The sequence below is a fragment of the uncultured Nocardioides sp. genome (genome assembly GCF_902805925.1).
Lineage (GTDB): Bacteria > Actinomycetota > Actinomycetes > Propionibacteriales > Nocardioidaceae > Nocardioides.
Map to the genome: position 1 here is coordinate 1 of NZ_CADCUP010000161.1, position 23,687 is coordinate 23,687.

A 23,687-nucleotide genomic window follows, 5' to 3' on the forward strand; every position below is an offset into this window, starting at 1 on the left:
GGTGATCGCGACCCAGAACCCCATCGAGATGGAGGGCACCTACGCCCTCCCCGAGGCCCAGCGCGACCGCTTCATGGCCCGCGTCTCGGTCGGCTACCCCGTGGAGGCCGCGGAGATCGCGATGCTCAACTCCCACACCCGGTCCAACCCGCTCGACGACCTCGAGCCGGTGACCGATGCGGGTGAGATCCGCAAGCTCGTGGAGATCGTGGGACGCGTGCACGTCTCCGAGGCGGTGCAGCGGTACGCCGTCGCGCTGACCACCGCCACCCGGCACAGCACCGAGCTGATGCTCGGCGCCTCCCCGCGGGCCACCCTGCACCTCGTGCGCGCGTCCAAGGCGGCCGCCGCGATGGCCGGGCGCGACTACGTACTCCCCGACGACCTGCACGCGCTCGCCGGCCCGGTGCTGGCCCACCGCCTGATGCCGAACGTCGAGGCGGCGATGAGCGGCCGCACGAGCACGACCGTCCTCGAGGGCCTCGTCGGGAGCGTGCCGGTGCCCGAGCCGCGGCACGTGTCCACTCGTGCGTGAGGCCCTCGCCGGCCTGACCGTCCGTGGGCGGGCCTTCCTGGCCGCCGGGGTGACGGCCGTCGTCTGCGCGCTCGTGCTGGGCCAGCCGACCCTGGCCCGCGTCGGCGTGCTCGCGGTCGCGCTGCCCCTCGTGACGGCGTACTTCATCGGACGGTCGCGCTACCGCCTGGCCCTGGTGCGCACCGTGAGCCCGCAGCTGGTCGCCGCGGGGCAGGCCGCCCGGGTGCAGCTCACCCTCACCAACGAGGGCCGCACCCCCACCGGAGTCCTGCTGCTCGAGGACCAGGTGCCCTACGTCCTGGGCACCCGGCCGCGCTTCGTGCTGGAGGGCATCGGCCACGGCTGGCGCCGGCACGTGAGCTACCAGATCCGGTCCGACACCCGTGGCCACTTCGACATCGGGCCCATGACCGTGCGCGTCAGCGACCCCTTCGGCCTGGTCGAGCTCGGCCGCGCCTTCCACAGCAGCGCACCGCTCACCGTCACCCCGCGCACCGTGCCGCTCCCCCAGATCCCCGTCGGTGGCGCCTGGACCGGGTCGGGCGACAACCGGCCGCGGGCCTTCGCCACCGGCTCGGCCGAGGACGTCACCGTCCGGGAGTACCGCCGGGGCGACGACCTGCGTCGCGTCCACTGGCGCAGCTCGGCCCGCACGGGAGAGCTGATGGTCCGGCGCGAGGAGCAGCCCTGGCAGTCGCGCGCGACGATCTTCCTCGACAACCGGCTGGTCTCCCACCGCGGGCAGGGCATCGCCTCCTCGCTGGAGACCGCGGTGTCCGCCGCCGCGTCGATCGCCGTGCACCTCACCCACCGCGGCTTCGCCGTGCGGCTCGTGACGGCGTCCGGCGAGGACCCCAGCACCGCGTGGCACTTCCGCGACACCGACGTCAACACCGGCCCGCTGCTCGAGGCGCTGGCGGTGGTGCAGGCCGAGCACCAGCCGCGGCTGGACACCGGCTGGCTGACCGAGGCCGGTCGCGGTGGCCTCGTCGTCGCCGTGCTGGGCGCGGTGACGCCGGCGGACCAGCCGTTCCTGTCGCGGCTGGTCCACCACAGCACCGCCGCCATGGCGATCACGCTGGACGTCGACGAGTGGGCGCCGCACCTGCCGCGGAGCACCGCAGGCAGCGCGGGCACCGCGCTGGTCGCCCAGGGCTGGCGCGCCGCCTCGCTCGGGCCGCGCGACCGGCTCGACGCCGTGTGGCAGGAGCTCGGCCGGTCCGGGCGTCGCGGCCGCACCGCGGCCAGCGCCACCGGGGCGGTGGCCCGATGAGCCGCGCGCGCTCCGGGCTCGGGCAGGGCGCGCTGCTCTCCCTGGTCGCCGCCTTCACGGTGCTCGTCACCGTCGTCGGGTGGCGCGGCCTCACCGAGGACGCCGCCCGCTTCCTGGTGCCCCTCTTCTTCATCGGGCTGGTCAACGCCGGCATCGGTGCCGGCACCCGCTGGCTGCGCTGGCCGGTCTGGGCGGTGTTCCTGGTGCAGCTCGCCGTGGCGTCGCTGCTGGTGCTCCAGTCGATCACCGGCTCGATCGCGCCGACCCCGGACGCGCTCGCCGACCTCGGCGCCGCGGTGCGCGCGGCCATGGAGACATCCACCCAGTACGCCGCGCCGGTGCCCGCCGTCGTACCCCCCGTGACGCCGCTGCTGCTCATGGGCGGCGTCGCCGGCATGCTGGTCGTCGACCTGGTCGCGGTCTCGTGGCAGCGCGTGGCCCTCGCCGGGCTGCCGCTGCTGGCGCTCTACAGCCTGCCGCTGAGCCTGCCGACCGGAGGCGTGTCGTGGTGGCTGTTCGCGCTGATGGCCGCGGGCTACCTGTCCCTGCTCTTCCTCCAGCACGACGAGCACCTCTCCCGCTGGGGCCGGGGGCTCGACCCGCAGGCCGCGGACGCCGACCCCCACGCGTTCGGGGTGCGCACCGGTGCCGTCCGCGGTTCGGCCCTCGCCATGGGCGGAACCGCCACCGCCCTGGCGCTCGTCGTGCCGCTGGCACTGCCGTCGGCCGGCCTCGAGCTCTTCGACGGCCCGGGCGTCGGCACTGGCGGCGACGTCGAGATCCGGACCCCGCTCGCGGACCTGCGTCGAGACCTCGAGCGCGGTGAGGACGTGCCGCTGCTACGCATCGCGACGTCGGGGCCGCGGCCCGACTACGTCCGGATCGCCCTGCTCACCCGCTTCAACGGGGACCAGTGGACGCCCGGCGACCGCGACATCCCGAACACGCAGCCCGCCAGCGGCGCCATGCCGGACCTGCAGGGCGTCTCCGACTTCGTCGAGCGCCGCGAGTCGTCGTACTCCTTCGAGGCGACCAGCCAGTTCGCCTCGACGTGGCTGCCCACGGTCTCGTCGGTCACCGAGATCAACGCGCCCGGCGACTGGCGCTACGACCGCGGCACCATGGACTTCCTCGCCAGCGAGGACGACCTCACCACCGCCGGCCTGCAGTGGGACATGACGGGCGTCGACCTCACCTACGACGAGGCCAGCCTCGACCAGTCGGCCCCGGGCAACAACGCGGTCTCGCTCGCCTACACCGAGATCCCCGAGAGCCTGCCCGCCGTCGTGCGCGACCTCGCCTCCCAGGTGACCGTCGAGGAGACCACGCGCTTCCGCAAGGCTCGAGCCCTGCAGGACTGGTTCCGCTCGCAGTTCACCTACGACCTCGAGGTGGCCCCGGTCGACAACGACGCACTCGTGGACTTCCTCACCGTGACCCGAGAGGGCTACTGCGAGCAGTTCGCCGCCGCCATGGCCCTGATGGCTCGCTCGATCGGCATCCCGTCGCGGGTGGCGGTCGGCTTCCTGCAGCCCTCGCAGATCGGTGGCGGCCAGTGGCAGTACTCCGCGCACGACCTGCACACCTGGCCCGAGCTGTTCTTCCCCGGCTCCGGATGGGTGCGGTTCGAGCCCACCCCGGCCGACCGCGCGCCCGACACCCCGGCGTACACCGACAGCGAGCTGGCTCCCGCGCAACCCACCGTGGCGCCGAGCACGGGTGCGACCGAGGACGAGGCGGTCCCGGACCGCACGACGGAGAGCCCCGGCGCGGTGGCCGACGACGAGGCGAGCAGCGGTACGTCGGTGCCGTGGCGCCTCCTCGCAGCGACCCTCGTCGTCGTGGCGCTCGTGGCGGGGCTGCTGCTGCTGCCCCGGCTGCTGCGCGAGCGGCGCCGGCAGCGTCGCTGGCAGGCCGGCGACGTGGAGTCGGCCTGGCAGGAGCTGCGGGACAGCGTCCTGGACCTGGGCCACGCGTGGCCCGCGGGCCGCTCGCCGCGGGCTGCCGGCCTCGCGGTGGCCGGACTGTTCGGAGCCCCCGCCGCGCACGAGGAGCAGCGGCCGGCGCGGGGCCCCGAGCTGGCACCCCAGGCGGTGGCCGCGCTCGACCGGATCGTCGTCGCGGTGGAGAGGTCACGCTACGCGCGACCGGACGCGCACGGGCCGCACGACGACGGGACCGCGCTGCGTGCCGACGTCGAGGCGTGCGCCGAGGCGCTGCGCTCGGGCGTCGCCCCGCGCACGAGGCGGCGGGCGCACTGGTGGCCGACCTCGGTGCTGCGCCGGGAGCGGGCGCGAGACTCCGACCAGGCCGAGGTCGAGATCGCCCCCGGTGGGGTCGTCACCGACCACGTCGGCTGAGCCACTCGGCGCCAGGCCACTCGGTGCTGGGCCACTCGGTGCTGGGCCACTCGGTGCTGGCTGTTGACGCCAGGCCACTCGGATCCGGGCGCTCAGGCACCGGGGCCGGTCAGCCGCGTGGTGCCGGGGTGGTGCGAATCAGTAGCCGCCCTCGCGCCGACGACGCCAGCGCTCCTCCATGCGGTCCATGAAGGAGCCGGACGAGGGTGCCTTGGTGCGGGACCTGCCCTTGCGGCCACCGTCGACCACGCCGAAGCCGCCGTGGGACGTCTCGCGCGGCGCGGCCGGCTCGGTGCCGCGCCCCTGCCAGGAGGTGAGGGCAACGGCTGCAGCGGCCAGCATGACGAGGAACCCGACGATGCCGACCCAGGCGCGCTCGGTGATGGCGCCGGTCATCAGGACGACGACGCCGACGAGGAACACACCACCTGCCGCGACGGCCCGTCGACGCGAGCGACGAGCGAACGCCGTGCCGCGCAGGGTGTGCGCGAACTTGGGGTCCTCCTCGACGAGGGCGCGTTCCATCTGCTCCAGCAAACGCAGTTCCTCTTCGGAGAGTGGCACGGTTCCTCCGGTCCCTGATCGATGCGCGGACGCCCGCGTGCAACAAGTCTAGGCAGGGCCTCGCGAAGACACTAGGCGGCTCAGGAAAATCCCATGCCGAATTGTGCCGCGGCTCCTCGCACCGGTTCATCCGAGCAGGCTGGCGGGTCGGACCGCCGCGGGCCCGAAGCGACGGGCGGCCAGGTCGACGGCCCGGTCGGCGTCGACCCAACCGCGCTCGCGCTCGCCCAGCACCAGCTGGCGGTGCACCCGCTCGCGAGGCACCAGGCCCTCCACCCGCACACCCACCAAGCGAAGCCGCGCCCGCTGCAGGCCCAGGGCGTCGTAGAGGCGGGTGGTGGTGCGGTAGATCTCCTGGGTCACGTCGGTGGCCTCGGGCAGGGTGCGGGACCGGGTGATCGTGGTGAAGTCGGCGAACCGGATCCTGATCGTGACGGTGCGCCCGGCGACACCGACCGCGCGCATCCGCCGGGCGACCCGGGCCGAGAGCCTCAGCAGCTCGCGGCCGATCACCTCACGGTCGTCGGTGTCGCGCGCGAAGGTCTCGTCGGCACCCATCGACCGGTCCGGCTCGTCGGGGCCCCGCCGGGGGGTGATGACGCGGCGGTCGACGCCCCAGGCGAGGTCGTGCAGGTGGCTGCCGAGGTGGTCGCCCACGGCGCGGCGCAGCGTGCGCACGGGTGTGTGGGCGACATCCCCCACGGTGACCAGCCCGAGGCGGTGCAGCGTCGCCTGGGTCTTCTCACCCACGCCCCACAGCTCTCCCACGTCGAGCGGGTGCAGGAACGACGTCACGGCGTGCGGCGCGACCACGACCACCCCGTCGGGCTTGGCCCGGCGGCTGGCCAGCTTGGCCACCGACACCGATGCCGCCACCCCCACCGAGCAGGTGATGCCCTGCTCGTCGTGGATGGTCGAGCGCAGCCGCTCGGCGATCTCCGCGGGTGAGCCGAGGCGCCGGGTGGCACCGGAGACGTCGAGGAACGCCTCGTCGAGCGAGAGCACCTCGACCAGCGGGGTGACCCGCCGGAAGTTCTCCATGACCGCCGCGGACACCTGGCCGAAGGTCTCGAAGTCGGGTGGGATCACCACCGCCTGCGGGCAGAGCCGCCGGGCTCGGGTCATCGGCATCCCGGAGCGGACGGCGTGCTCGCGGGCCAGGTAGCTGGCCGAGAGCACCACACCGCGGCTGCCACCGCCGACGATGACCGGGACGGAGTCCAGGTCGGGACGGTCGCGGGTGGCCACCGACGCGTAGAACGCGTCCATGTCGACGTGCAGGATCGGGGTCCGGCTGCTCACGGCAGCCACCCGGGAGCCCGGTCAGCGGTGGGCGAGCAGGTGGACCTGGGCCGCGAGCGGGAGGTACTCGGGACGCGTCGCGACGGCCCGCTCGAGCTCGACGAGGGCCGTGGTGGCACCGGGCTCGAGGTCGAGCAGTGACCCGGGCACCAGGTCGGCGAAGACCCGGACGCCGTGCACCGCGTCGACCGTGAAGCCCGCACCGGCCAGCAGGTCGGCCGCCTCGTCGTGGGTGAAGCGGCTGCTCGAGCGCCCACCGGCGGCAGGAGAGGAGCGGTCGAGCAGCGCCAGGGCCTGCTGGAAGTGCCCGGCCATCGCCCGGGCGAGCACGGCCGCGTGGCGCTGGGCGACGAGGAGGCTGAGCGCCCCGCCGGGCCGGAGCACCCGGTGGATCGTGGCGAGGGCGGCGGCCGGGTCGTCGACCACCTCGAGCACGCCGTGGCACAGCACCACGTCGGCCTCCTCGACGATGTCGAGCAGCCCGTCGACGTCGCCCTGGATGCCGGTGATCCGGTCACGGACGTCGCTCTCGGCCGCCCGCCGCCCGAGCGCCGCAAGGGCGTCGGGGCTGGGGTCGACCACGGTGACGGTGTGGCCGAGGCCGGCCAGCCGGACGGCGAACCCCCCGGTGCCACCACCGATGTCGACGATGCGTGCCCGCTCGTCGAGTGCTTCCAGGAGGGCGTCCCACACCACGACGGTGCGGGCGGTCCCCCGACGAACGCTCTCGGACATGGGACAGACCCTAGTGGCATCATCCCGGGCTCCCCGGCGAGCGGTGCCACAGCTTGCGCGCGACGCCGCGGGTGTCGTCGCCGGCCGGCTTGACGTCGGCGTAGGGGGACAGCTGGAAACCGCTGGAGTGCAGCAGCACCCGACGCCGGCCGGGGGGTTCCGGGTCGCCGAGGACGTCGGTCACCGGGCGCATCGCCTCCCGGACCGCGGCCAGCCCGTCGGCTGCCGTCGGCGCCTGCTCCCACGTCGCGGACAGCTCCGGCAGCGACCAGGCGCCGGTGGCCCGCAGCGACACCCCGCGCCGGCCGGTGCGGCGCAGCTCGCCCCGGACCACGAGCAGCCACGAGCCGAACACGGTGGAGGCGTAGGGGCCTTGCGCGTCCTCGAAGAACGTCGCGTCGACCGGCCCCGTGGCGTCGTCGAGGGTCAGGAAGACGACACGTCGACCGCTGCGGATCGGTGGGGTCTGGGTGGCCACCTTGACCCCGGCGACCAGCAGCTCGGCCCTGCTGCGCTGCGACAGGAGGTCGCGGCTGCGGGTCACGCCGATCGCCGCCAGGAAGTCGGCGTAGCCGTCGACCACGTGACGGCTGACGTCGAGGCCGAGGATCTCCAGCTCGGCCTTCATCCGCTCCTCGGCGGTGAGCTCGGGAAGTCCGGTGACCTCGCCCTCGGCGGGCTCGTCGCCGAGCGCGAGCGTGAGCTGCACCGAGTCGACGGCCCGCGGCGTCGCCGCGGCGCGGGACTGCGCCGCTGCCCGGCCCCACACACCCTCCCGGGTGACGGGGTCGCTGCTGTTGCGGCCCGCCGCGTCGGTGGCCCGCTCGGTCGCCGGCAACGGGCGGCGGGCCGAGGACAGCCCCCGCCCCCGCCCGGCCCGGGCGGCGCGGTCGAGCGCACGGGCGTGACGGTCGAGCTCGGCGACCTGCAGGAGCAGGTCGCGACGGGTGACCTGGCCACGACGGCGCACCTCGGAGTCGCCGCCGATGCGGTAGAGGGCGTCGAAACCACCGGCCAGCACCAGCCGCTCGGCGGTCGGGCGGGACACCGCCGCGCGGTGCCAGAGGTCGGTGAGCGACTGGTAGGGCCGGGCGGCCACGATGCGGTCGACCTCGCCCTCGGTGATCCCCGTGACCTCGGCGAGGGCGAGCCGGATGGCGTAGCCGGCGGCCTCGTCGGGTGCCGGCTCGACGACGTAGCGCTTCTCGCTGGCGTTGACGTCGAGACCGCGCACGCCGATGCCGAAGTGGCGGGCGTCGTCGAGGATGAGGCGCTTGGGATACATGCCCGGGTCGTGGGTGAGCACCCCGGACAGGAAGTGGGCCGGCCAGTGCGCCTTCAGCCAGGCGGACTGGTAGGTCGGGAGGGCGAACGCCGCCGCGTGGGCCTTGCAGAAGCCGAACGACGCGAACGCCTCCAGCACCTTCCAGATCCGCTGGGTGACCTGGTGGGAGTAGCCGAGCGCACGGGCGCGCGGGACGAACCACGCCCGGGTCTGGGCCATCCCCTCGACGTCGCCGAGGGCCCGGCGCTTCTCGTCGGCCTCGGCGTAGCCGACCCCGGCGAACTGGGCGATCATCTCGATGACCTGCTCGTGGAAGACGACCACGCCGTGGGTGGGAGCCAGGATCGGCCGGAGGTCGTCGTGGAGGTAGGACACGGTCCTCCAGCCCTGCTTGACCTCCAGGTAGGGGGTGATCATGTCGCTCTTGACCGGGCCCGGCCGGAAGAGCGAGATGTCGGTGATGATGTCGTCGAAGGAGCCGATGCCGGACTTGCCGACCAGCTCGCGCTGGCCGGGCGACTCGATCTGGAAGACGCCGAGGGTCCTGGCGGAGCTGATCATGTCGAAGGTGGTGTCGTCCTCGAAGGGCACCTGCACCTCGTCGTCGAGGTCGATCTCCACGCCGTCGACCCGCTGGATCTCCGCGACCGCGTGCGCCATCGCCGACTGCATGCGGATGCCGAGGACGTCGAGCTTGAGCAGGCCGAGGTCCTCGACGTCGTCCTTGTCGAACTGACTCATCGGGAAGCCGGCGAAGCTGGCCTCGACCGGGGTGCGGTCGAGCAGGGTCGCGTCGGAGAGCAGGACCCCGCACGGGTGCATGGCGATGTGGCGCGGCAGGCCGTCGAGCCGTTCGACCAGCCGGAACATCAGGTCGAGCCGCTGCTCCCCCAGCCCGCTGGCCCGCAGCTCGGGCAGCTCGCGCAGCGCCACCCGCGCATCGCGCGCCCGGATGTGCGGGAACGCCTTGGCGATCGCGTCGATCTCGCCGGGTGGCACCCCCAGCGCCGCCCCGACGTCACGCACAGCGTGCCGGACGCGGTAGGTGTCCATCATGGAGACGCACACGCACCGCTCCCCGCCGTAGCGGTCGAGGATGGCCTCGTAGACCTCCAGCCGCCGGGCCGACTCGACGTCGACGTCGATGTCGGGCAGGGACTGTCGCAGCGGGGAGAGGAACCGCTCCATCAGCAGGTGGTGGCGGATGGGGTCGACCCCGGAGATGCCGAGCAGGTAGTTGACCAGGCTGCCCGCACCCGACCCGCGGGCCGCGATCCGCACCCCCATCTCCTTGATGAGGTCGGTGACGTCGCCGACGGTGAGGAAGTAGGAGGCGTAGCCGAGCTCGCGGATGATCTCGAGCTCGTCGTCGAGCCGCTTCCAGATGCGCTGGCGGGGTGCGGAGCCGTAGCGCCGGCCGATGCCGGCCTCGCACCGGGCGCGCAGGAGCGCATCGGCCTCGGAGACGCCGGGGGTCGTGATGGCGAGGCGCTCGTCGGCGGACGCAGGAGCGACGGCCGCCCGCTCCTCACCGGGGGCGGCCCCCCACCCTCCGGCGGCCGGCAACCACCCCTCCGCTCGTCCCTCGCTCCGGGGGGCCAGTCCCATCCACCGACCGCCGGAGGGCGCCGGGCCGCCCCCTGCGGGGGACGGGCCCGCATGTGGGCCACCGACGACGGTGCGGGGAACGGTGATCGGTGAGCGCGTGGAGATCTCGAGCTCGGGGAAGTGCACCTCGCCGATGCCCAGGTCGGCCCGGGGGTCCAGGGCGCAGCGGTCACCGACCGTGCGCGTGGTGGCCAGCAGCGACCGGGCCTCGCGCGGACCGAGCCCGGCGAGCCGGCACACCTCGTCGGCGACCTCGTGCATCTGCTTGCCGGACTTCAAGAACCCCTCGGCGTTGCCCCGGTCGGCCGAGCCGGGGTGCCGGGACTGGGCGGAGCCCAGCGGCACCAGCCGGCGGGCCGCGTCGAGGACGTCGACGGTGGGCGCGTCGAGACGGTCGGCGTAGCGGACCGCGTTGGTCAGCACCGCACTCACCCCGGCGGCGTGGGAGAGCCCGGCCATCCGCGCGGCGTGCGGGGTGCTGCCCGGGCCCCACGTGGCCTGCGGACCGGCCGCCCGCCGGTGGGAGACCAGCTCGACCACGAGGTTCTCCGGCGGCAGTGCGGCCCGCCAGGCGTCGAGCACCGCCCGTGCCTCGTCGTCGCGGCGGCGGGTCACCGCGGCACCGAGCTGGGAGCCAGGGCCGAGCAGGACGATCACGCCTCCCCCCACCAGGTGCGGGGCGAGCAGGTCGAGGTCGGCCACCGGGCGACCCCGCTCACCGGTGAGGTGGGTGGCCGAGACCAGGCGGCAGATCGAGGCCCAGCCGGCGCGGCCCAGGGCCAGCAGGGTCACCCGGGGCAGTGCCTCCTCCTCGCGGAACGCCCCGCCCCGGACCGGGGTACGTCGGGCGGCTGCGCCTGCCCCGCTGCCCGGGGGTCGCCCGCCGGAGGAGCGGCCGACCGCGGCGGGCCGCACCGCGAGGTCGACTCCGAGGACGGGGCGGATCCCGGCCCGGCTGCACGCCTTGGCGAACTTCACCGCGCCGTAGGTGCCGTCACGGTCGGTGAGGGCCAGGGTGTCCATCTCGTGCTCGAGCGCCCGCTCGACCAGCGTGTGCGGGTGCGAGGCGCCGTACTGCAGGGAGTAGCCGGAGGCCACGTGGAGATGGACGAACGGGTCGGACATGGGCCTGCCTTCCGCACACTGATGTCGACCCCAGCAACGAAACGGTGGAGCCAGTCGAACAGACGTTCGATCGGCTCCATCACAGTAACTCCAGCGCCGGTGCGGGCGTCAAGCCGCCCGTCCACAGCGGTCCAGCCCGGTCGTCCGCCGCGCGGCGACCGGCCCGCGGGGTCGCCGACGGAGGACCGGTGGTGCCGGACGGGCGTCGGCGAGAAGCTCCTTGCGACGCCCCTCCTCACGTCCAGGAGGCGCTCCCGGCACACCGGCACTCAGGTGCAACGCTCAGGCGACGCCGGCCCGGCCGCCCGCCACGACCAGGCGCTGGGCGAGCGGGGCGTGCGGCACCAGGCCGAGCGCCGACTCGACGATCCCGAGGAAGCGGTCGGCGTCACGGACGAGGTCGTCGGCCTCCCGCTCGGTGACCGCGCGGGTCGACCCCGCCTCGGCCGCCGCACGCTTGCCCGCCCCGGCGGCGAAGAAGGTCGCCCACTCCGCGAGCTCGGGAGCGACGTCGGCCAGCAGCACCCAGGCGTTCTTCTGCCGGCGCCGGCCGGGCGAGGGGTGGGCACGCGCCGCCAGCAGTGCCGCGGTGGCCCGCAGGGCCGACACGTGAGCACAGGCGTAGCGGGTGGGCACGTCGGAGGTCGTGATGGCCTCCTGCAGGGACTCGGCCGCACGGGCGAGGTAGGAGTGGGTGGTCGCGGGCAGCAGGTGGGGGTTCATCCGGCGCGCCCTAGTCGACGCAGCCGACGAGCAGCCAGCGGCCGTCGGACCAGTCGAAGGAGAGGTCGAAGACGCCGCCGCCGTCGGTGGCGGCACCGCCCCGACCTGCGTGCACCCGCCACAGCTCGCGCTCGACCAGGAGGTCGTCGGCACCGCGCCCGCGCGCCCCGGGCCCCGGCTCACCGTCGGTGCCCACCACGGCCTGCACGCCCTCGGACTGCCACCACGGCGCGGTCTCGACCCAGTGGGCCACCACGGAGCGCACCTTCCACAGCCGGCCGCGCCACAGGAACTGCTCGGGACCCTCCTCGGCCGGGCCGCCGTCTCCGGCGACCTCCCTGCCGGTGGCTCCGCCCACCGGGCCCCTGCGGACCTCCACGGGGTCGTCGTACCGTCTCATCCGGCTCCTCCTCGCTATGTCGGTCGACCCCGCCGACCCCGGTGGCGGTGGGGGTCGAGGTCACCGCCACCGGAGGCCGCATCGAACAGTTGTTCGAACACCGCCAAGGTACACCGACCCACCGACAGTCCGTCAATGGCCGGACCGCGGGGAGGGAGGAGCGGGGGTCAGACCTCGCGGAACCAGCGGTTGGTGTCGGGTCGCCAGAGGAGGAACAGCAGCACCAGGCACAGCAGGATGGCCAGCACCGACACCACGACGAACAGCGCCGGCAGCCCGAGGCGCAGCACCACGGCAGCAGCGAGGATCCCGAAGACGGCGGTGGCCGCCAGGGACAGGCGGGCCCACTCGTGACCCTCGACGAAGAAGGCCAGCAGCACGCCCACCAGCAGGGCGAAGACCACGAAGAACACGATGGCCAGCGGCACGAACGACGGCACGATCGGGCTGGCCTCGACCGCCTCGACCCCGCCCTCGAGGAGCAGCTTGCGGGCCGCGACGTTGCCCTCGGCCCAGGTGCGGACGACCTCGTCCTGCCGCACCCGGACGAGCACCGCGGCCAGCCCGGTGATGACCACCAGCGCCAGCAGCACGCGCACCACGTGCGTCACCGACCGCGGCCGCGGCGAGGCGGTCGGACCGCCCGGGTCGTCGGTGGGCGGTGGGTTGGGCGCGGTGGTCATGCGTTCCCCCGGACGGTGGACGTGGCGGTGCCCGGCGGGTCGGCGAGGCCAAAGCGGGTGACTAGGGTCTCACCATGGCGAGCGAACACCCCTCCATCACCTCCTTCCGGGCCGAGCACGCACGTCGCGGCGGCGCCGGCGACGTGGTCATTCTTCCCGATGGGGTCCACACCGCCGCACTCGCCGCCGCGGCGCTGGGCTGCGAGGTCGGCGCCATCGCCAACAGCCTGCTCTTCGACGCCGGCGGCGCCCCGGTGCTGATCCTCACCTCGGGCGCCCACCGGGTCGACACGGCCAAGGTCGCCCGGGCCATGGGCACCCCGCCCCTGACGCGCGCCGCGCCGGACTTCGTCCGCACCCACACAGGCCAGGTCATCGGTGGCGTCTCACCCATCGCGCACCCGGTCGCGATCCCGACGTGGATCGACTCCTGGCTGCGCCGTCACGACGTCATCTGGGCCGCCGCCGGGCATCCCGCCGCGGTCTTCTCCACGACGTTCACCGAGCTGGTCTCCCTCACCGGGGCCTCGGAGATCGACGTGGAGTGACGCGCCGCCCGCTGGTCGGGTGAGGGCCGGGTCGGCCACACTGGCGCCGTGGACCCCCTCGCCCTGGCCTTCTCGAGCGGCTGGGCGAGCGGGGTCAACGCCTACCTCGTGGTGCTCGTTCTCGGCATCTCCGACCGTCTGCACGACCTCGAGCAGGTGCCCGACGCCCTCGGCCGCTGGGACGTGCTCGCCGCTGCCGCCGCGCTCTACGCGGTCGAGTTCGTCGCCGACAAGGTCCCCTACGTCGACTCCACCTGGGACGCCGTGTCGACCGTGGTCCGGCCCACCGTCGGCGCGGTGATCGGCCTGCTGGTGGCCGGTGAGGCGACCTCGCTGGACCAGGCGCTGGGCGCGACGGTCGGTGGCGGCTCCGCCCTGCTCTCGCACCTGGCCAAGGCCGGCGGACGCCTGGCGCTGAACACCTCGCCCGAGCCGTTCACCACCGTCGGTGCCAGCCTGGCCGAGGACGTCGCGGTGCTCGGCATCGTCCTGTTCGCCCTCGAGCACCCGCGGGCGGCCGCGGCCGTCGCCGGCGTGCTGCTGCTGCTGGGGCTGGTGCTGCTGGTCGTGCTCGCCCGCGTCGTACGACGGGGATGGCGGCGCTGGAAGGGACGCGGCCCGCTGGCCACCTAGGGTGTGCGCCATGCGCGTGGTGGTGATCGGCGGCGGGTTCGGCGGCCTGGCCACCGCGGCCCGGCTCGCCAAGCTCGGGCACCGGGTGACGCTCCTGGAACGCTCCGACCGGCTCGGCGGCGCGCTGTCGACCCGGGCGCAGGACGGCTTCACCTGGGACGCCGGCCCCACCACCACCCTGCTGCCGGCGGTGGTCCGCGACCTCTTCCGCAAGACCGGTCGGCCGCTGGAGCGCGAGCTGGAGCTGGTGCCCGTCGACCCGGTGCGGGAGCACCGCTTCGCCGACGGCTCGACGCTGTCGCTGGCCGGCGCGTCGCGCAGCCGGCAGGTCGCCGCCTTCGACGCCCTCGGCGCCGGCCTCGGCGAGGCGTGGGCGTCGTACGTCGAGGCGCGCGGCGACGACTGGGAGCTGCTCCGGCGCGACTACCTCGAGCGGCCCTGGGACCCCGCTCTGGCACCCCGCGCGCTGACCGCGCGGCTGACCGGGCGCGAGACGCTGCACCGGACGCTGCGGAGGGCGTTCGGGGACGAGCGCCTGCGGCTGGTGGCGGCCACGCCCTTCCTCCTCGATGGCCACGACCCGCGTGACGTGCCGTCCTGGGCGGGCGTCGTCTCCTATCTCGAGCAGCGGTTCGGTGCCTGGACCGCGGCCGGCGGACTGGCCGCGCTCGGGGTCGCGCTGACCGGGCGCCTGGCCACCCGCGGCGTCGAGGTGCTCACCGCCACCCCCGCCCTCGACGTCGTGGTGCGGGAGGGCCGTGCCGTCGCGGTGGCCACGCCGTCCGGCGAGGTCGACGCGGACGCCGTCGTGTGCGCGGTCGACCCGCGCCGGCTGCCCGCGCTGGCGCCGTCGGTGCGCGCGACCGTGCCGACCGTCCCGCCGGCGGTCTGCCACGTCGGGCTGGAGGGTGACGCACCCGACCTGCCGGCCCAGGTGGTGCTGCACGGCGGGGACCGCGTGAAGGAGCCGCTGCTCGTCGTCCGTCCCGGCGGCACCGCGCCCGATGGCGCCCACGCCTGGACCGTGCTGGGGCGCGGACGGCTCGCCGAGGACCCGCTCGTCGCGCTGGCGCGGCGCGGGATCGACGTCCGGCAGCGGCTGGTCACCCGGCTCGACCTCAGCCCCCGTGACCTCGTCGCCGACTGGGGCGGCTCGCCCCTCGGCGTGCTCTGGCAGGGCCGCTCGACGGTGACCCGGCGCCTGGGGCCGCGCACCCCCGTTCCCGGCGTGTACGCCGCCGGGGCGCACGCCACCCCCGGCGCCGGACTGCCGTACGTCGGCCTGTCGGCCGCCCTGGTCGCCCAGGCGATCGGCCCGGCGGGCTGAGGTCAGAGGAGCTCGAACGTCACGGTCACGCCGGCGCCGATGCTGGTCTCCCCCGGCTCGAGCCTCGCCGACGCGACGGCCACCTCGTGCGCCGCGCCGGCCTCGACCGCCCGCGGCCCGGCCTCGACGACCTCCTGCACCGTGCCCAGCGTGGCGTGGCTGAGCGCAGCGAGCTGGGCGGCGCGCACCCGGGCGTCCGCGAAGGCGGCCTCCCGCGCCTGCCCGTGCGCCGCCTCCTGGTCCGACACCTCGAGGGAGACGCCGTCGAGCCGGAGCGCGTCGCCGACCTCGGCGCTCAGCTCGGCGAGCAGCGCCCCGGCAGCGGTGAGGTCGGCGCACCCGACGAGCAGCCCGTGCCGCGCCTCGAAGCCCCGGGCCGTGCCGTCGTGGTCGTGCCAGGGCCAGACGCTGATGCCCTGGGAGGAGATGCGGCGCGGCTCGGTGTGCCGCCGTGCGACGTCGCCGATCCGGTCCACGGAGGCGGAGACCGCGGCGAAGGCCTCGGCCACCCCGGCGGCGCGCTCGACGGCGGCCACCCGCACCACGGCGGAGTCGGGGACGACGCGGGCCGAGCCCCGGCCGGTGACGGTGACGGTGCGCATGGCCCCGACCGTAGCGTCCGCGGGCGGCCTCAGACGGGCAGGCGGAGGGCTGAGAAGATCTCGCGCGTCGCCTTCGACCGGTTCAGGGTGTAGAAGTGCAGCCCCGGCGCACCGGCGTCGAGCAGCGCCTCGCAGAGCTCGGTGGCGATCGCGATGCCCTCGGCCCGCAGGGCGGCCGGGTCGTCGGCGAGCGGCAGAATGCGCGCGAGCGTCTCCTCGGGCATCTCGCGGCCCGACATGTGCGCCATCCGCCGCATCGAGCTGAGGTTCAGGATCGGCATCACGCCGGGGATGATCGGGAAGTCGACGCCCAGGGCGGCGGCGCGCTCGACCAGCCCGACGTAGTCACCGGCCCGCAGCACCATCTCGGTGACCGCGAACTCCGCACCGGCGTCGCGCTTCGCCCTGAGCGCGCGGGCGTCGGCGTCCAGGCTCGCGGCGTCGCGGTGCCCCTCCGGGAACGCGGCGACCCCCACCGACAGGTCGGCGGTCCGCTTGATGAAGGCGACCAGCTCGGAGGCGTAGCTGAGCCCGCCCTCGGTGGCCACCCACGGCCCGCCGGGGCCCTCGGGCGGGTCGCCCCGCAGCGCGAGCACGTTGCGCACGCCCGCGCCCTCGAGGTCGCGGAGGATCCTCGCGATCTCCCCGGTGGTGTGGCCCACGCAGGTCAGGTGCGCCATCGGCAGCATCGAGGTCTCGCGGGCGATGCGCCCGGTGATGGCCACGGTGCGCTCACGCGTCGAGCCGCCGGCGCCGTACGTCACCGAGACGAAGGTGGGCGAGAGCGGCTCGAGCTCGCTGATGGAGCGCCACAGGACCTCCTCGCCCTCGTCGTCCTTGGGCGGGAAGAACTCGAAGGAGAACGACCGCCCGCCCTCGCGGACGAGCTCGCCGATGCTGCGGGCGCGGTCGGGACTCATGCCGCAATCCTAGGGAGGGGGCGGGGACGTCCCGCGCGCGGTCCACTGGCTAGTCTCGGCGGCGTGAACGCCCCGTCCCCCTCCTCCGGCTGGGACGCCGCCGGCTTCCATGCCTCCGTGCAGGCCGCCCTGGACACCTTCCTCGACGCCCAGGTGGACGGGCTGGCCGAGCTGGGGCCCGACGCGGCGAGACTGCTCGCCGAGGCCCGGGCGGCCGTGACCGGGGGCAAGCGCCTGCGCGCCGCCTTCTGCTACTGGGGCTTCCGCGCCGTGCGGGAGCCGGCCGACGAGCAGGCGCTCGTGCGTGCCTGTGCCGCCCTCGAGCTGCTGCACGCCAGCGCCCTCGTGCACGACGACTACATGGACGCCTCCGACACCCGGCGCGGCCGTCCGGCCACCCATCGCACGTTCGAGTCCCAGCACCGCTCGGCCGGCTGGCGCGGTGACCCGGTGCAGTACGGCGCCGCGGCCGCGATCCTCCTGGGCGACCTGCTGCTGGCGTGGTCGGACCAGATGCTGCGCCGGTGCGGCCTGCCCGCCGACGACGTCACCCGGGCGCTCGAGCTCTTCGACCTGTGCCGCAGCGAGGTCATCGCCGGCCAGTTCCTCGACGTGTCGGTCCAGGCCCGCGGGCGGGCCGACGTCGACACCGCCATGACGGTGCTCCGGTTCAAGTCGGCGAAGTACTCCATCCAGCGCCCCCTCCACATCGGCGCCGCGCTGGCCGGCGCCGACGAGGGCACCATGACGGTGCTGGGCGGCTTCGGACTGCCACTGGGCGAGGCGTTCCAGCTGCGCGACGACCTGCTCGGCGTGTTCGGCGACCCGCACGTCACCGGGAAGCCGGCCGGCGACGACCTCGTCGAGGGCAAGCGCACCGTGCTGGTGGCGCTGGCGCTCGATTCCGCAGGCCGTGACGAGGCCGTGCTGCTCGACGCCTCGCTCGGCACCGCGCTCTCCGCCGCCCAGGTCGACCGACTGCGCGAGGTCATCGACGACTCCGGTGCCCAGGCCCAGGTCGAGGAGGTCATCGGGGCGCTGTCCGACCGGGCGCTCCAGGCCCTGCAGGGAGCGCGGATCGACGAGCGGGCCCGCCTCGTGCTCGGCGAGCTCGCCGCGGCCGCCACCCAGCGCGCCGGCTGAGGCCTCGATCAGTCCTGGCCCGGCATCCGGCGGCGCAGGTTGCGCACGATGCCCAGCAGCGGACTCCCCTGGTCGCCGTGCAGGGCGTTCCCCTCCTCCAGCGACTCCAGGACGTTGCCGACGCGCGTGCCGACGACCCGGGTGCGGTCCAGCGCGGCCATGGTGAACAGCGGGGCCACCAGGGCGTCGTACACCTGTGGAAGGACGTTGAAGCCGAACCTCACCACGTCGTTGGCCAGCCCCACCTGCTCGCGGACCTGGCCGTGCTCGCCGCGCCGGACGGCGACCCGGGCGATGTGCTCGGGCGAGGCGACGGGCGGCGGCGGCCGGCCGTGGATCCCCAGCGTGGTCGCGGCCTGGGCGTAGATCGGGGTGTCGACGCCGCCCGGGGCGACGTAGGCGATCCGGACGTCGGACAGGTCCCGGTTCTCGACGCGCAGCTGGCGGGCCAGCGCCCGGATGCCCCACTTGCTCAGCACGTACGGGCTCATCAGGGGCACCGCGATGTGGCCGATCAGCGAGCCGATCAGCACCAGGCCGCCGCGCTCCTGGCGGCGCAGCACGGGCAGGACGTGGCGCGCCACGTTGACCGAGCCGATCAGGTTGGTGCGCAGGACCCGGTCGAACACCTCGGCCGGGACGTCCTCGGTGCGCCCGTAGGCCACGACGCCGGCGGACTGGACCACCAGGTCGAGGCGGCCGTGCTCGGCCATCGTGGCGGCCACGACGTCGGCGACCGCCTCGTCGTCGCCGACGTCCGCCGGCAGTACCGCGACGCTGGAGGCACCGGCCGCCCGGCACTCCTCGGCGGCGTCCTCCAGCGACGCCTTGCCGCGGGCGACGAGCACGACGTGGTCACCACGGCCGGCCACGTGCTGGGCGACGGCGCGGCCGATGCCGCTCGAGGCCCCGGTGATCAGGACGACGCTCGGCTCGTGCCCCGTCACGGCTTGAGCACGACCTTGATGCAGCCGTCCGCCTTCTTCTGGAACATCTCGTACGCCGCCGGCGCCTCGCCCAGCGGCAGGTGGTGGGTGGCCAGCGACTCGGTGCCCAGGACGTCCTCGTCCTGCTCGAGCACGGCGACGATGTCGTCGGTCCAGCGCTTGACGTGGCACTGGCCCATCCGGAGCTGGAGGCCGCGGTCGAACATCTCCATCATGGGCAGCGGCTCCACCTCCCCGCCGTACACGCCGCTGATGGAGACGGTCCCACCGCGGCGGGTGGACTTGATCGCGGCGTTGAGGGCGGCGATGCGGTCGACGGCCAGCTTGTCGATGGCCGGCTTCGCGACCGCGTTCGGCAGCAGCCCGACGGCGGCGACGGCCGCCTTGGCCACCGGCGAGCCGTGAGCCTCCATGCCGACGGCGTCGACCGTGGCGTCGGCGCCGCGGCCACCGGTGAGGTCGAAGACGGCGCGGGCCACCTCGTCGACCTTGCCGAGCTGCGACTGGTCGAGCACCTCGATCCCCCAGCCGGCGGCCAGCGAGAGGCGCTCGGGCACCAGGTCGACGCCGATGACGCGGACGCCCTTGTGCTTGGCGATGCGGGCCGTCATCTGGCCGATCGGCCCGAGGCCGAACACGGCGAGGGTGTCGCCCTCCTGCACGTCGGCGTACTCGACGGCCTGCCACGAGGTGGGCAGCACGTCGGAGAGGAAGAGGTAGCGCTCGTCCGCGGCCCCCTCGGGCACCTTGACGGGCCCGAACTGGGCCTGCGGGACCCGGAGGTACTCCGCCTGGCCTCCGGGCACGCGGCCGTACAGCTCGGTGTAGCCGAACAGGGAGGCGCCCTTGCCGAACTCCGTCACCTGGGTGGTCTCGCACTGCGCGAAGAGGCCGCGCGAGCACATCCAGCAGTGACCGCAGGAGATGTTGAACGGCACGACGACGCGGTCGCCGACCTTGAGGTCGCCCGCCTCCGGGCCCACCTCGCGGACGATGCCCATCGTCTCGTGACCGAGCACGTCACCGGCGTGCAGGTAGGGGCCCAGCACCTCGTAGAGGTGCAGGTCCGAGCCGCAGATGGCCGTGGACGTCACCTCGATGACGGCGTCGGTGGGCTGCTCGATGCGGGGGTCGGGGACCTCCTCGACGGAGACCTTGCGGGTGCCTTGCCAGGTGAGTGCCTTCATGGGGGTGCGGTACCCACGCGCCGGAGGCGGTATTCGGAGCCGGTGCGCCGCGGGCGGTGCACGGAGGGCAGCACCAGCACCGTGGCGGCGAGGCCGGCACCGGCGAGCCCGGCAGGGCACGCCGGGTGGTCATGACGACGGACCCGGGCGGGACCGCCGGCGTGCCACGGCGCTCAGAACGCCATCGACTGGGCCCGGCGCTTGACCTCGGAGCCGCGGTTCTCGCGCAGCGCGTCGATCGGCCGCCCGGGCAGGTCGTGGTCGGTGAAGATCCACGCGATGGCCTCGCGGTCGTCGTACCCGCCGTCGTGCAGGACCGTCAGCAGCCCGGGGAGGCCCTTGACGACGAGGCCGTCCTGGACGAAGTCGGCCGGCACCTTCTGGCCGGCGCCGGGCACGGGCACGGCGGCGGCGAGCTCGTGCTCGCGGATCATCGTGCGGACCCGGCTCACGGAGAGGCCCAGGAGCCGGGCGGTCTCGGCCCAGTCGATCCACTCGGGCACCAGGACGGACAGGTCGGGCTGTTCGCTCATGGGACAACTCTGCCACTGCTCGCCGGCAGGTCAGACATCCGAGACCCGCACGCCGGCGTGCGCCCTGTAGCGGCGGTTGATGCTGATGAGGTTGGCGGTGAGCGCCTCGACCTGGTGGGCGTTGCGGAGGCGTCCGCCGAAGACGCCCCGGGTGCCGGGGATCGTGTCGGCGAGCGCCTGCACCAGGTCGGTGGCGGCGCGGTCGTCGCCGAGCACGAGCACGTCGGTGTCCACGCGGGAGATGTCGGGGTCGTCGAGGAGCACCGCGCTGACGTGGTGGAAGGCCGCGACGACCGTGGCGCCGGGCAGCACCGCCTGCGCCTGCTGGGCCGCCGACCCCTCCTCGACGGGCAGCGCGAACGCGCCCTGCTTGTCGAAGCCCAACGGGTTGACGCAGTCGACGACGACCTTGCCCGCCAGCAGAGGCGCGAGCTCGCTGAGCAGGTCGCGGTGGCCGTCCCAGGGCACCGCCACCACCACGACGTCGCCCTGCTCGGCCGCGCCGGCGTTGTCGGCACCCGTGACGGTGCCGCCGGTCGCCACAGCGATCGCGGCGGCGGCCTCGGCAGCCCGCTCGGCGCTGCGGCTGCCGAGGACGACGGGGACCCCGGCCACCGCCCACCGGCGTGCCAGCCCCCGGCCCTGGGGACCGGTGCCGCCCAGCACGGACACGACGCGGCCGGCGAGCAGGTCGGGGAGGGAGGTCATGGGCCCCAGCCTCCCAGCCACGCCCCGGCACGGTCCGGGCGACCCGCCGAACCCGGCCGGTCGCGGGATGCCTGCGCTCGCTCCCGGTAACGTCGCGTGCTCGATTCGCGGTGGCGCTTCCCTCGGCTCCCTCCCGTCCCGGGGGCCGGCCCAGCGCGAGGACGAGGAGAGACCGTGCCGCTCGCACTGCGCGCCGCCGTCTGCGCCGCCCTGACCACCACCGTCCTGTCCACCACCGCCGTGAGCCTCACCGCCCCGGCCACCGCCGACCACGCCGACCTCCCCGACGGCCGCGACATCCGCACCTACACCGTGCGCGCCGGTGACACGGCCACCGGACTGGCCACCCGCTTCCACGCGTGGACGGCCGAGCTGGTGGCGCTCAACCACCTCGGCCCCGATGCCCGTCTCCAGGTCGGCCAGCGCCTCCGCATCCCCGTGGTGCGCAGCGCCGCGGCGCGCGACCGGACCGACCGTCGCGGTGCCTCCCCCTCCCGCGAGAGGGTCCGGTCCGTCGTCGTCCGGGTCGCGCGCCGCCACGGCGTCGACCCGCAGCTGGCCCTGGCGGTGTCGTGGCAGGAGTCCGGCTGGCAGATGCAGCGCACCTCCAGCGCCGGTGCCATCGGTGCCATGCAGGTGCTGCGCGGCACCGCCGACTGGATGGAGCTCTACGCCGACCGCCCGCTGCGGCCGCGGCGGCTGCGCGACAACGTGGTGGCGGGCGTGCTCCTGCTGCGCCTCCTCGACCGCCTCACCGACAGCCGTCGGCACCAGGTCGCGGCGTACTACCAGGGCCTCGGAGCGGTGCGCCGGCACGGCCTCTACGACGAGAGCAAGGCGTACGTCGCGAACGTGCTGGCCATCAAGCGGCGCCTCGAGCAGGGCCGCCCGCCCGCCTGAGGGGGCGCGGCGCCACGCCGCGAGCCCGCGTGCGCGCCCGCGCCCGGCCAGGATCCGTACGATTGAGCCCCGGATCCTTCCCCATCCGGCAGACGGAGGTCGAGCCGTGGAGCCTGACGAGCGCGCCCGCCGCGCCCGCGCCGGTGCCGCCGACCCCTTGGTCGGCCGGCTGCTGGACCGCCGCTACGAGATCGGCCCGCGCATCGCCCGGGGCGGCATGGCCAGCGTCTACGAGGCCACCGACCTCCGGCTCGACCGGATCGTGGCGGTCAAGGTCATGCATCCCGGGCTGGGCGACGACGACGACTTCGCTGCCCGCTTCGTGCGCGAGGCCCGGGCCGCTGCGCGCCTCTCGCACCCCAACGTCGTCGGCGTCTTCGACCAGGGCGAGGAGGACGGGGTCGTCTTCCTGGCCATGGAGATGGTGTCCGGGCACACGCTGCGCGACGTGATCCGCAAGGAGTCCCCGTTGAGCCCGTCGCGGGCGCTGGCGCTCCTGGAGCCGGTGCTCTCGGCCCTGGCGGCGGCCCACCGGGCCGGACTCATCCACCGTGACATCAAGCCCGAGAACGTGCTGATCGCCGACGACGGCCGGGTGAAGGTGGCCGACTTCGGGCTCGCCAAGGCCGTGAGCGCCGACACCCAGCACACCGCGACCGGCGGCGTGCTGATCGGCACGGTCTCCTACCTCGCCCCCGAGCTGGTCGTGGACGGCCGGGCCGACGCCCGCGCCGACGTCTACGCCGCCGGCGTGCTGATGTACGAGCTCCTCACCGGCCGCAAGCCGCACGAGGGCGAGTCACCGATCCAGGTGGCCTACAAGCACGTGCACGAGGACGTCCCGGCTCCCTCCGCGGTCGTGCCGGGCCTGCCGGCGTACGTCGACGCGCTGGTCGCCCGTGCGACCGCCCGTGACCGGGGCCAGCGGCCCGCCGACGCCTCCGTCCTGCTGCACCAGCTCCACCGCGTCAGCCACGCGCTGGCCGACCGGGTGGGCCACGACCCCGACCTCGTGGCCGACCTGATGCCGGTGCGCGGCCTCACGCTGGAGGCGCCGGACCTCGCCGACGCCCCCGAGTGGCTCGACACCAGCGACCTCGACGACGTCCGCACCGACGCCCCGCCGGTGCACGAGCGCACCAGCCGGGTCGCCATGGCGCCGGTGCCGTCGGCGACCTCCGCGACCTCGACGATCGGGCGCCCCGGCATCGACCGGCTGCCCCCACCCCGGCCGGACCGCCACCCCCCGTCGGAGCACGGCCGGCGCTCGTGGCGCGGGCCGGTCACGCTGGTGCTGGCCGTCCTGCTGGTGGCCGCCCTCGCCGGGGGCGCGTGGTGGTTCGGCGCGGTCCGCTACACCAGCACACCCGGTGTCCTGGGAATGGACCAGGCGGCGGCGGTGGCGCAGCTCGACGGGTCGGGCCTGGCCACCGAGGTCGGCGACCCGGCGTACAGCGAGAGCGTCCCCGCCGGGCAGGTGCTCTCGACGGACCCCGAGCCGGGCGCCCGGGTGCTCGACGGCGGCACCGTGACGCTGGTGCTCTCGGCGGGGCCCGAGCGCTACCCGGTGCCCGAGACGCAGGGACTGGGCCTCGACGCCGCCCAGGACGCGCTCCTGGGCGCGAGGCTCGCCTACGGCAAGGCGG

General features: G+C 74.8%; 22 protein-coding genes. 9 read left to right on the forward strand and 13 right to left on the reverse strand.

Annotated features, from left to right (window positions below; all coding sequences use genetic code 11):
• From QZX64_RS11640 to QZX64_RS11650, 3 genes are all read left to right on the forward strand, one after another.
• A partial coding sequence (locus tag QZX64_RS11640) for a MoxR family ATPase (protein WP_295659923.1) occupies positions 1 to 535 on the forward strand: 535 nt, incomplete at its 5' end.
• The gene (locus QZX64_RS11645) at positions 528 to 1,808 is read left to right on the forward strand and encodes a DUF58 domain-containing protein (protein WP_295659926.1); all 1,281 of its coding nucleotides are present in this window, start codon (positions 528 to 530) and stop codon (positions 1,806 to 1,808) included. The genes QZX64_RS11640 and QZX64_RS11645, both read left to right, overlap by 8 nt.
• Positions 1,805 to 4,168: a DUF3488 and transglutaminase-like domain-containing protein gene (locus QZX64_RS11650; RefSeq protein ID WP_295659928.1), complete on the forward strand. Its 2,364-nt coding sequence runs from the start codon at positions 1,805 to 1,807 to the stop codon at positions 4,166 to 4,168. Before QZX64_RS11645 ends, QZX64_RS11650 begins: the two co-directional genes overlap by 4 nt.
• 138 nt (positions 4,169 to 4,306) lie before the next feature.
• Here the strand turns inward: QZX64_RS11650 and QZX64_RS11655 are convergent, their stop codons facing one another.
• The 7 genes from QZX64_RS11655 to QZX64_RS11685 all read right to left on the reverse strand — a co-directional run bounded on the left by QZX64_RS11655 (position 4,307) and on the right by QZX64_RS11685 (position 12,593).
• Positions 4,307 to 4,732, reverse strand: a complete 426-nt coding sequence (locus QZX64_RS11655) for a DUF3040 domain-containing protein (protein ID WP_295659930.1) — start codon at positions 4,730 to 4,732, stop codon at positions 4,307 to 4,309.
• Positions 4,733 to 4,858: 126 nt separating this feature from the next.
• Positions 4,859 to 6,034: a DNA polymerase IV gene (gene dinB / locus QZX64_RS11660; RefSeq protein ID WP_295659932.1), complete on the reverse strand. Its 1,176-nt coding sequence runs from the start codon at positions 6,032 to 6,034 to the stop codon at positions 4,859 to 4,861.
• A gap of 21 nt (positions 6,035 to 6,055) precedes the next feature.
• Positions 6,056 to 6,769, reverse strand: a complete 714-nt coding sequence (locus QZX64_RS11665; protein ID WP_295659935.1) for a methyltransferase domain-containing protein — start codon at positions 6,767 to 6,769, stop codon at positions 6,056 to 6,058.
• Positions 6,770 to 6,788: 19 nt separating this feature from the next.
• Positions 6,789 to 10,787, reverse strand: coding sequence for a DNA polymerase III subunit alpha (dnaE, locus tag QZX64_RS11670; RefSeq protein ID WP_295659938.1), 3,999 nt, complete (start codon positions 10,785 to 10,787; stop codon positions 6,789 to 6,791).
• Between the two features lie 282 nt (positions 10,788 to 11,069).
• Complete coding sequence (locus tag QZX64_RS11675) at positions 11,070 to 11,510, reverse strand: SAV_6107 family HEPN domain-containing protein (RefSeq protein WP_295659940.1); 441 nt, start codon at positions 11,508 to 11,510, stop codon at positions 11,070 to 11,072.
• 10 nt (positions 11,511 to 11,520) lie between these two features.
• Entirely contained in the window at positions 11,521 to 11,910 is a 390-nt protein-coding gene (locus QZX64_RS11680; protein ID WP_295659943.1) for a DUF6504 family protein, read from the reverse strand.
• A gap of 167 nt (positions 11,911 to 12,077) precedes the next feature.
• Positions 12,078 to 12,593, reverse strand: a complete 516-nt coding sequence (locus tag QZX64_RS11685; RefSeq protein ID WP_295659945.1) for a hypothetical protein — start codon at positions 12,591 to 12,593, stop codon at positions 12,078 to 12,080.
• Positions 12,594 to 12,667: 74 nt separating this feature from the next.
• On the opposite strand from QZX64_RS11685, the gene QZX64_RS11690 reads away from it, so the two are divergent.
• From QZX64_RS11690 to QZX64_RS11700, 3 genes are read left to right on the forward strand one after another with little or no spacing between them, the layout of a single operon-like run.
• A complete protein-coding gene (locus tag QZX64_RS11690; protein ID WP_295659948.1) occupies positions 12,668 to 13,141 on the forward strand; it encodes a YbaK/EbsC family protein in 474 nt (157 codons plus the stop codon).
• Positions 13,142 to 13,189: 48 nt separating this feature from the next.
• Entirely contained in the window at positions 13,190 to 13,774 is a 585-nt protein-coding gene (locus QZX64_RS11695; RefSeq protein WP_295659950.1) for a DUF4126 domain-containing protein, read from the forward strand.
• A 10-nt stretch (positions 13,775 to 13,784) separates the two neighbouring features.
• Positions 13,785 to 15,101, forward strand: a complete 1,317-nt coding sequence (locus tag QZX64_RS11700) for an NAD(P)/FAD-dependent oxidoreductase (RefSeq protein ID WP_295659953.1) — start codon at positions 13,785 to 13,787, stop codon at positions 15,099 to 15,101.
• Positions 15,102 to 15,103: 2 nt separating this feature from the next.
• Here QZX64_RS11700 and QZX64_RS11705 read toward each other — a convergent pair whose 3' ends face one another.
• Entirely contained in the window at positions 15,104 to 15,703 is a 600-nt protein-coding gene (locus QZX64_RS11705) for an SIMPL domain-containing protein (RefSeq protein WP_295659955.1), read from the reverse strand.
• 29 nt (positions 15,704 to 15,732) lie between these two features.
• Entirely contained in the window at positions 15,733 to 16,623 is an 891-nt protein-coding gene (gene metF, locus QZX64_RS11710; protein WP_295659957.1) for a methylenetetrahydrofolate reductase [NAD(P)H], read from the reverse strand.
• 63 nt (positions 16,624 to 16,686) lie between these two features.
• Here metF and QZX64_RS11715 point away from each other — a divergent pair, with 63 nt between their 5' ends.
• Positions 16,687 to 17,766: a polyprenyl synthetase family protein gene (locus tag QZX64_RS11715; protein WP_295659959.1), complete on the forward strand. Its 1,080-nt coding sequence runs from the start codon at positions 16,687 to 16,689 to the stop codon at positions 17,764 to 17,766.
• A gap of 8 nt (positions 17,767 to 17,774) precedes the next feature.
• On the opposite strand, the gene QZX64_RS11720 is transcribed toward QZX64_RS11715, so the two are convergent.
• The 4 genes from QZX64_RS11720 to npdG all read right to left on the reverse strand — a co-directional run bounded on the left by QZX64_RS11720 (position 17,775) and on the right by npdG (position 21,141).
• On the reverse strand, positions 17,775 to 18,713 hold the full coding sequence (locus QZX64_RS11720; protein ID WP_295659961.1) for an SDR family oxidoreductase: 939 nt from the start codon (positions 18,711 to 18,713) through the stop codon (positions 17,775 to 17,777).
• Positions 18,710 to 19,900, reverse strand: a complete 1,191-nt coding sequence (locus tag QZX64_RS11725) for a zinc-dependent alcohol dehydrogenase (RefSeq protein ID WP_295659963.1) — start codon at positions 19,898 to 19,900, stop codon at positions 18,710 to 18,712. Before QZX64_RS11725 ends, QZX64_RS11720 begins: the two co-directional genes overlap by 4 nt.
• Positions 19,901 to 20,073: 173 nt before the next feature.
• Positions 20,074 to 20,433 carry an Rv2175c family DNA-binding protein gene (locus tag QZX64_RS11730; protein WP_295659965.1) on the reverse strand — a complete coding sequence of 120 codons (360 nt, stop codon included), beginning with the start codon at positions 20,431 to 20,433 and terminating at the stop codon, positions 20,074 to 20,076.
• 30 nt (positions 20,434 to 20,463) lie between these two features.
• Complete coding sequence (gene npdG, locus QZX64_RS11735; protein WP_295659968.1) at positions 20,464 to 21,141, reverse strand: NADPH-dependent F420 reductase; 678 nt, start codon at positions 21,139 to 21,141, stop codon at positions 20,464 to 20,466.
• 174 nt (positions 21,142 to 21,315) lie between these two features.
• On the opposite strand from npdG, the gene QZX64_RS11740 reads away from it, so the two are divergent.
• Together QZX64_RS11740 and pknB are read left to right on the forward strand one after the other, a co-directional pair.
• Entirely contained in the window at positions 21,316 to 22,041 is a 726-nt protein-coding gene (locus QZX64_RS11740; RefSeq protein ID WP_295659971.1) for a transglycosylase SLT domain-containing protein, read from the forward strand.
• A 106-nt stretch (positions 22,042 to 22,147) separates the two neighbouring features.
• The coding region (pknB, locus tag QZX64_RS11745; RefSeq protein ID WP_295659974.1) for a Stk1 family PASTA domain-containing Ser/Thr kinase at positions 22,148 to 23,687 on the forward strand (1,540 nt) is incomplete at its 3' end.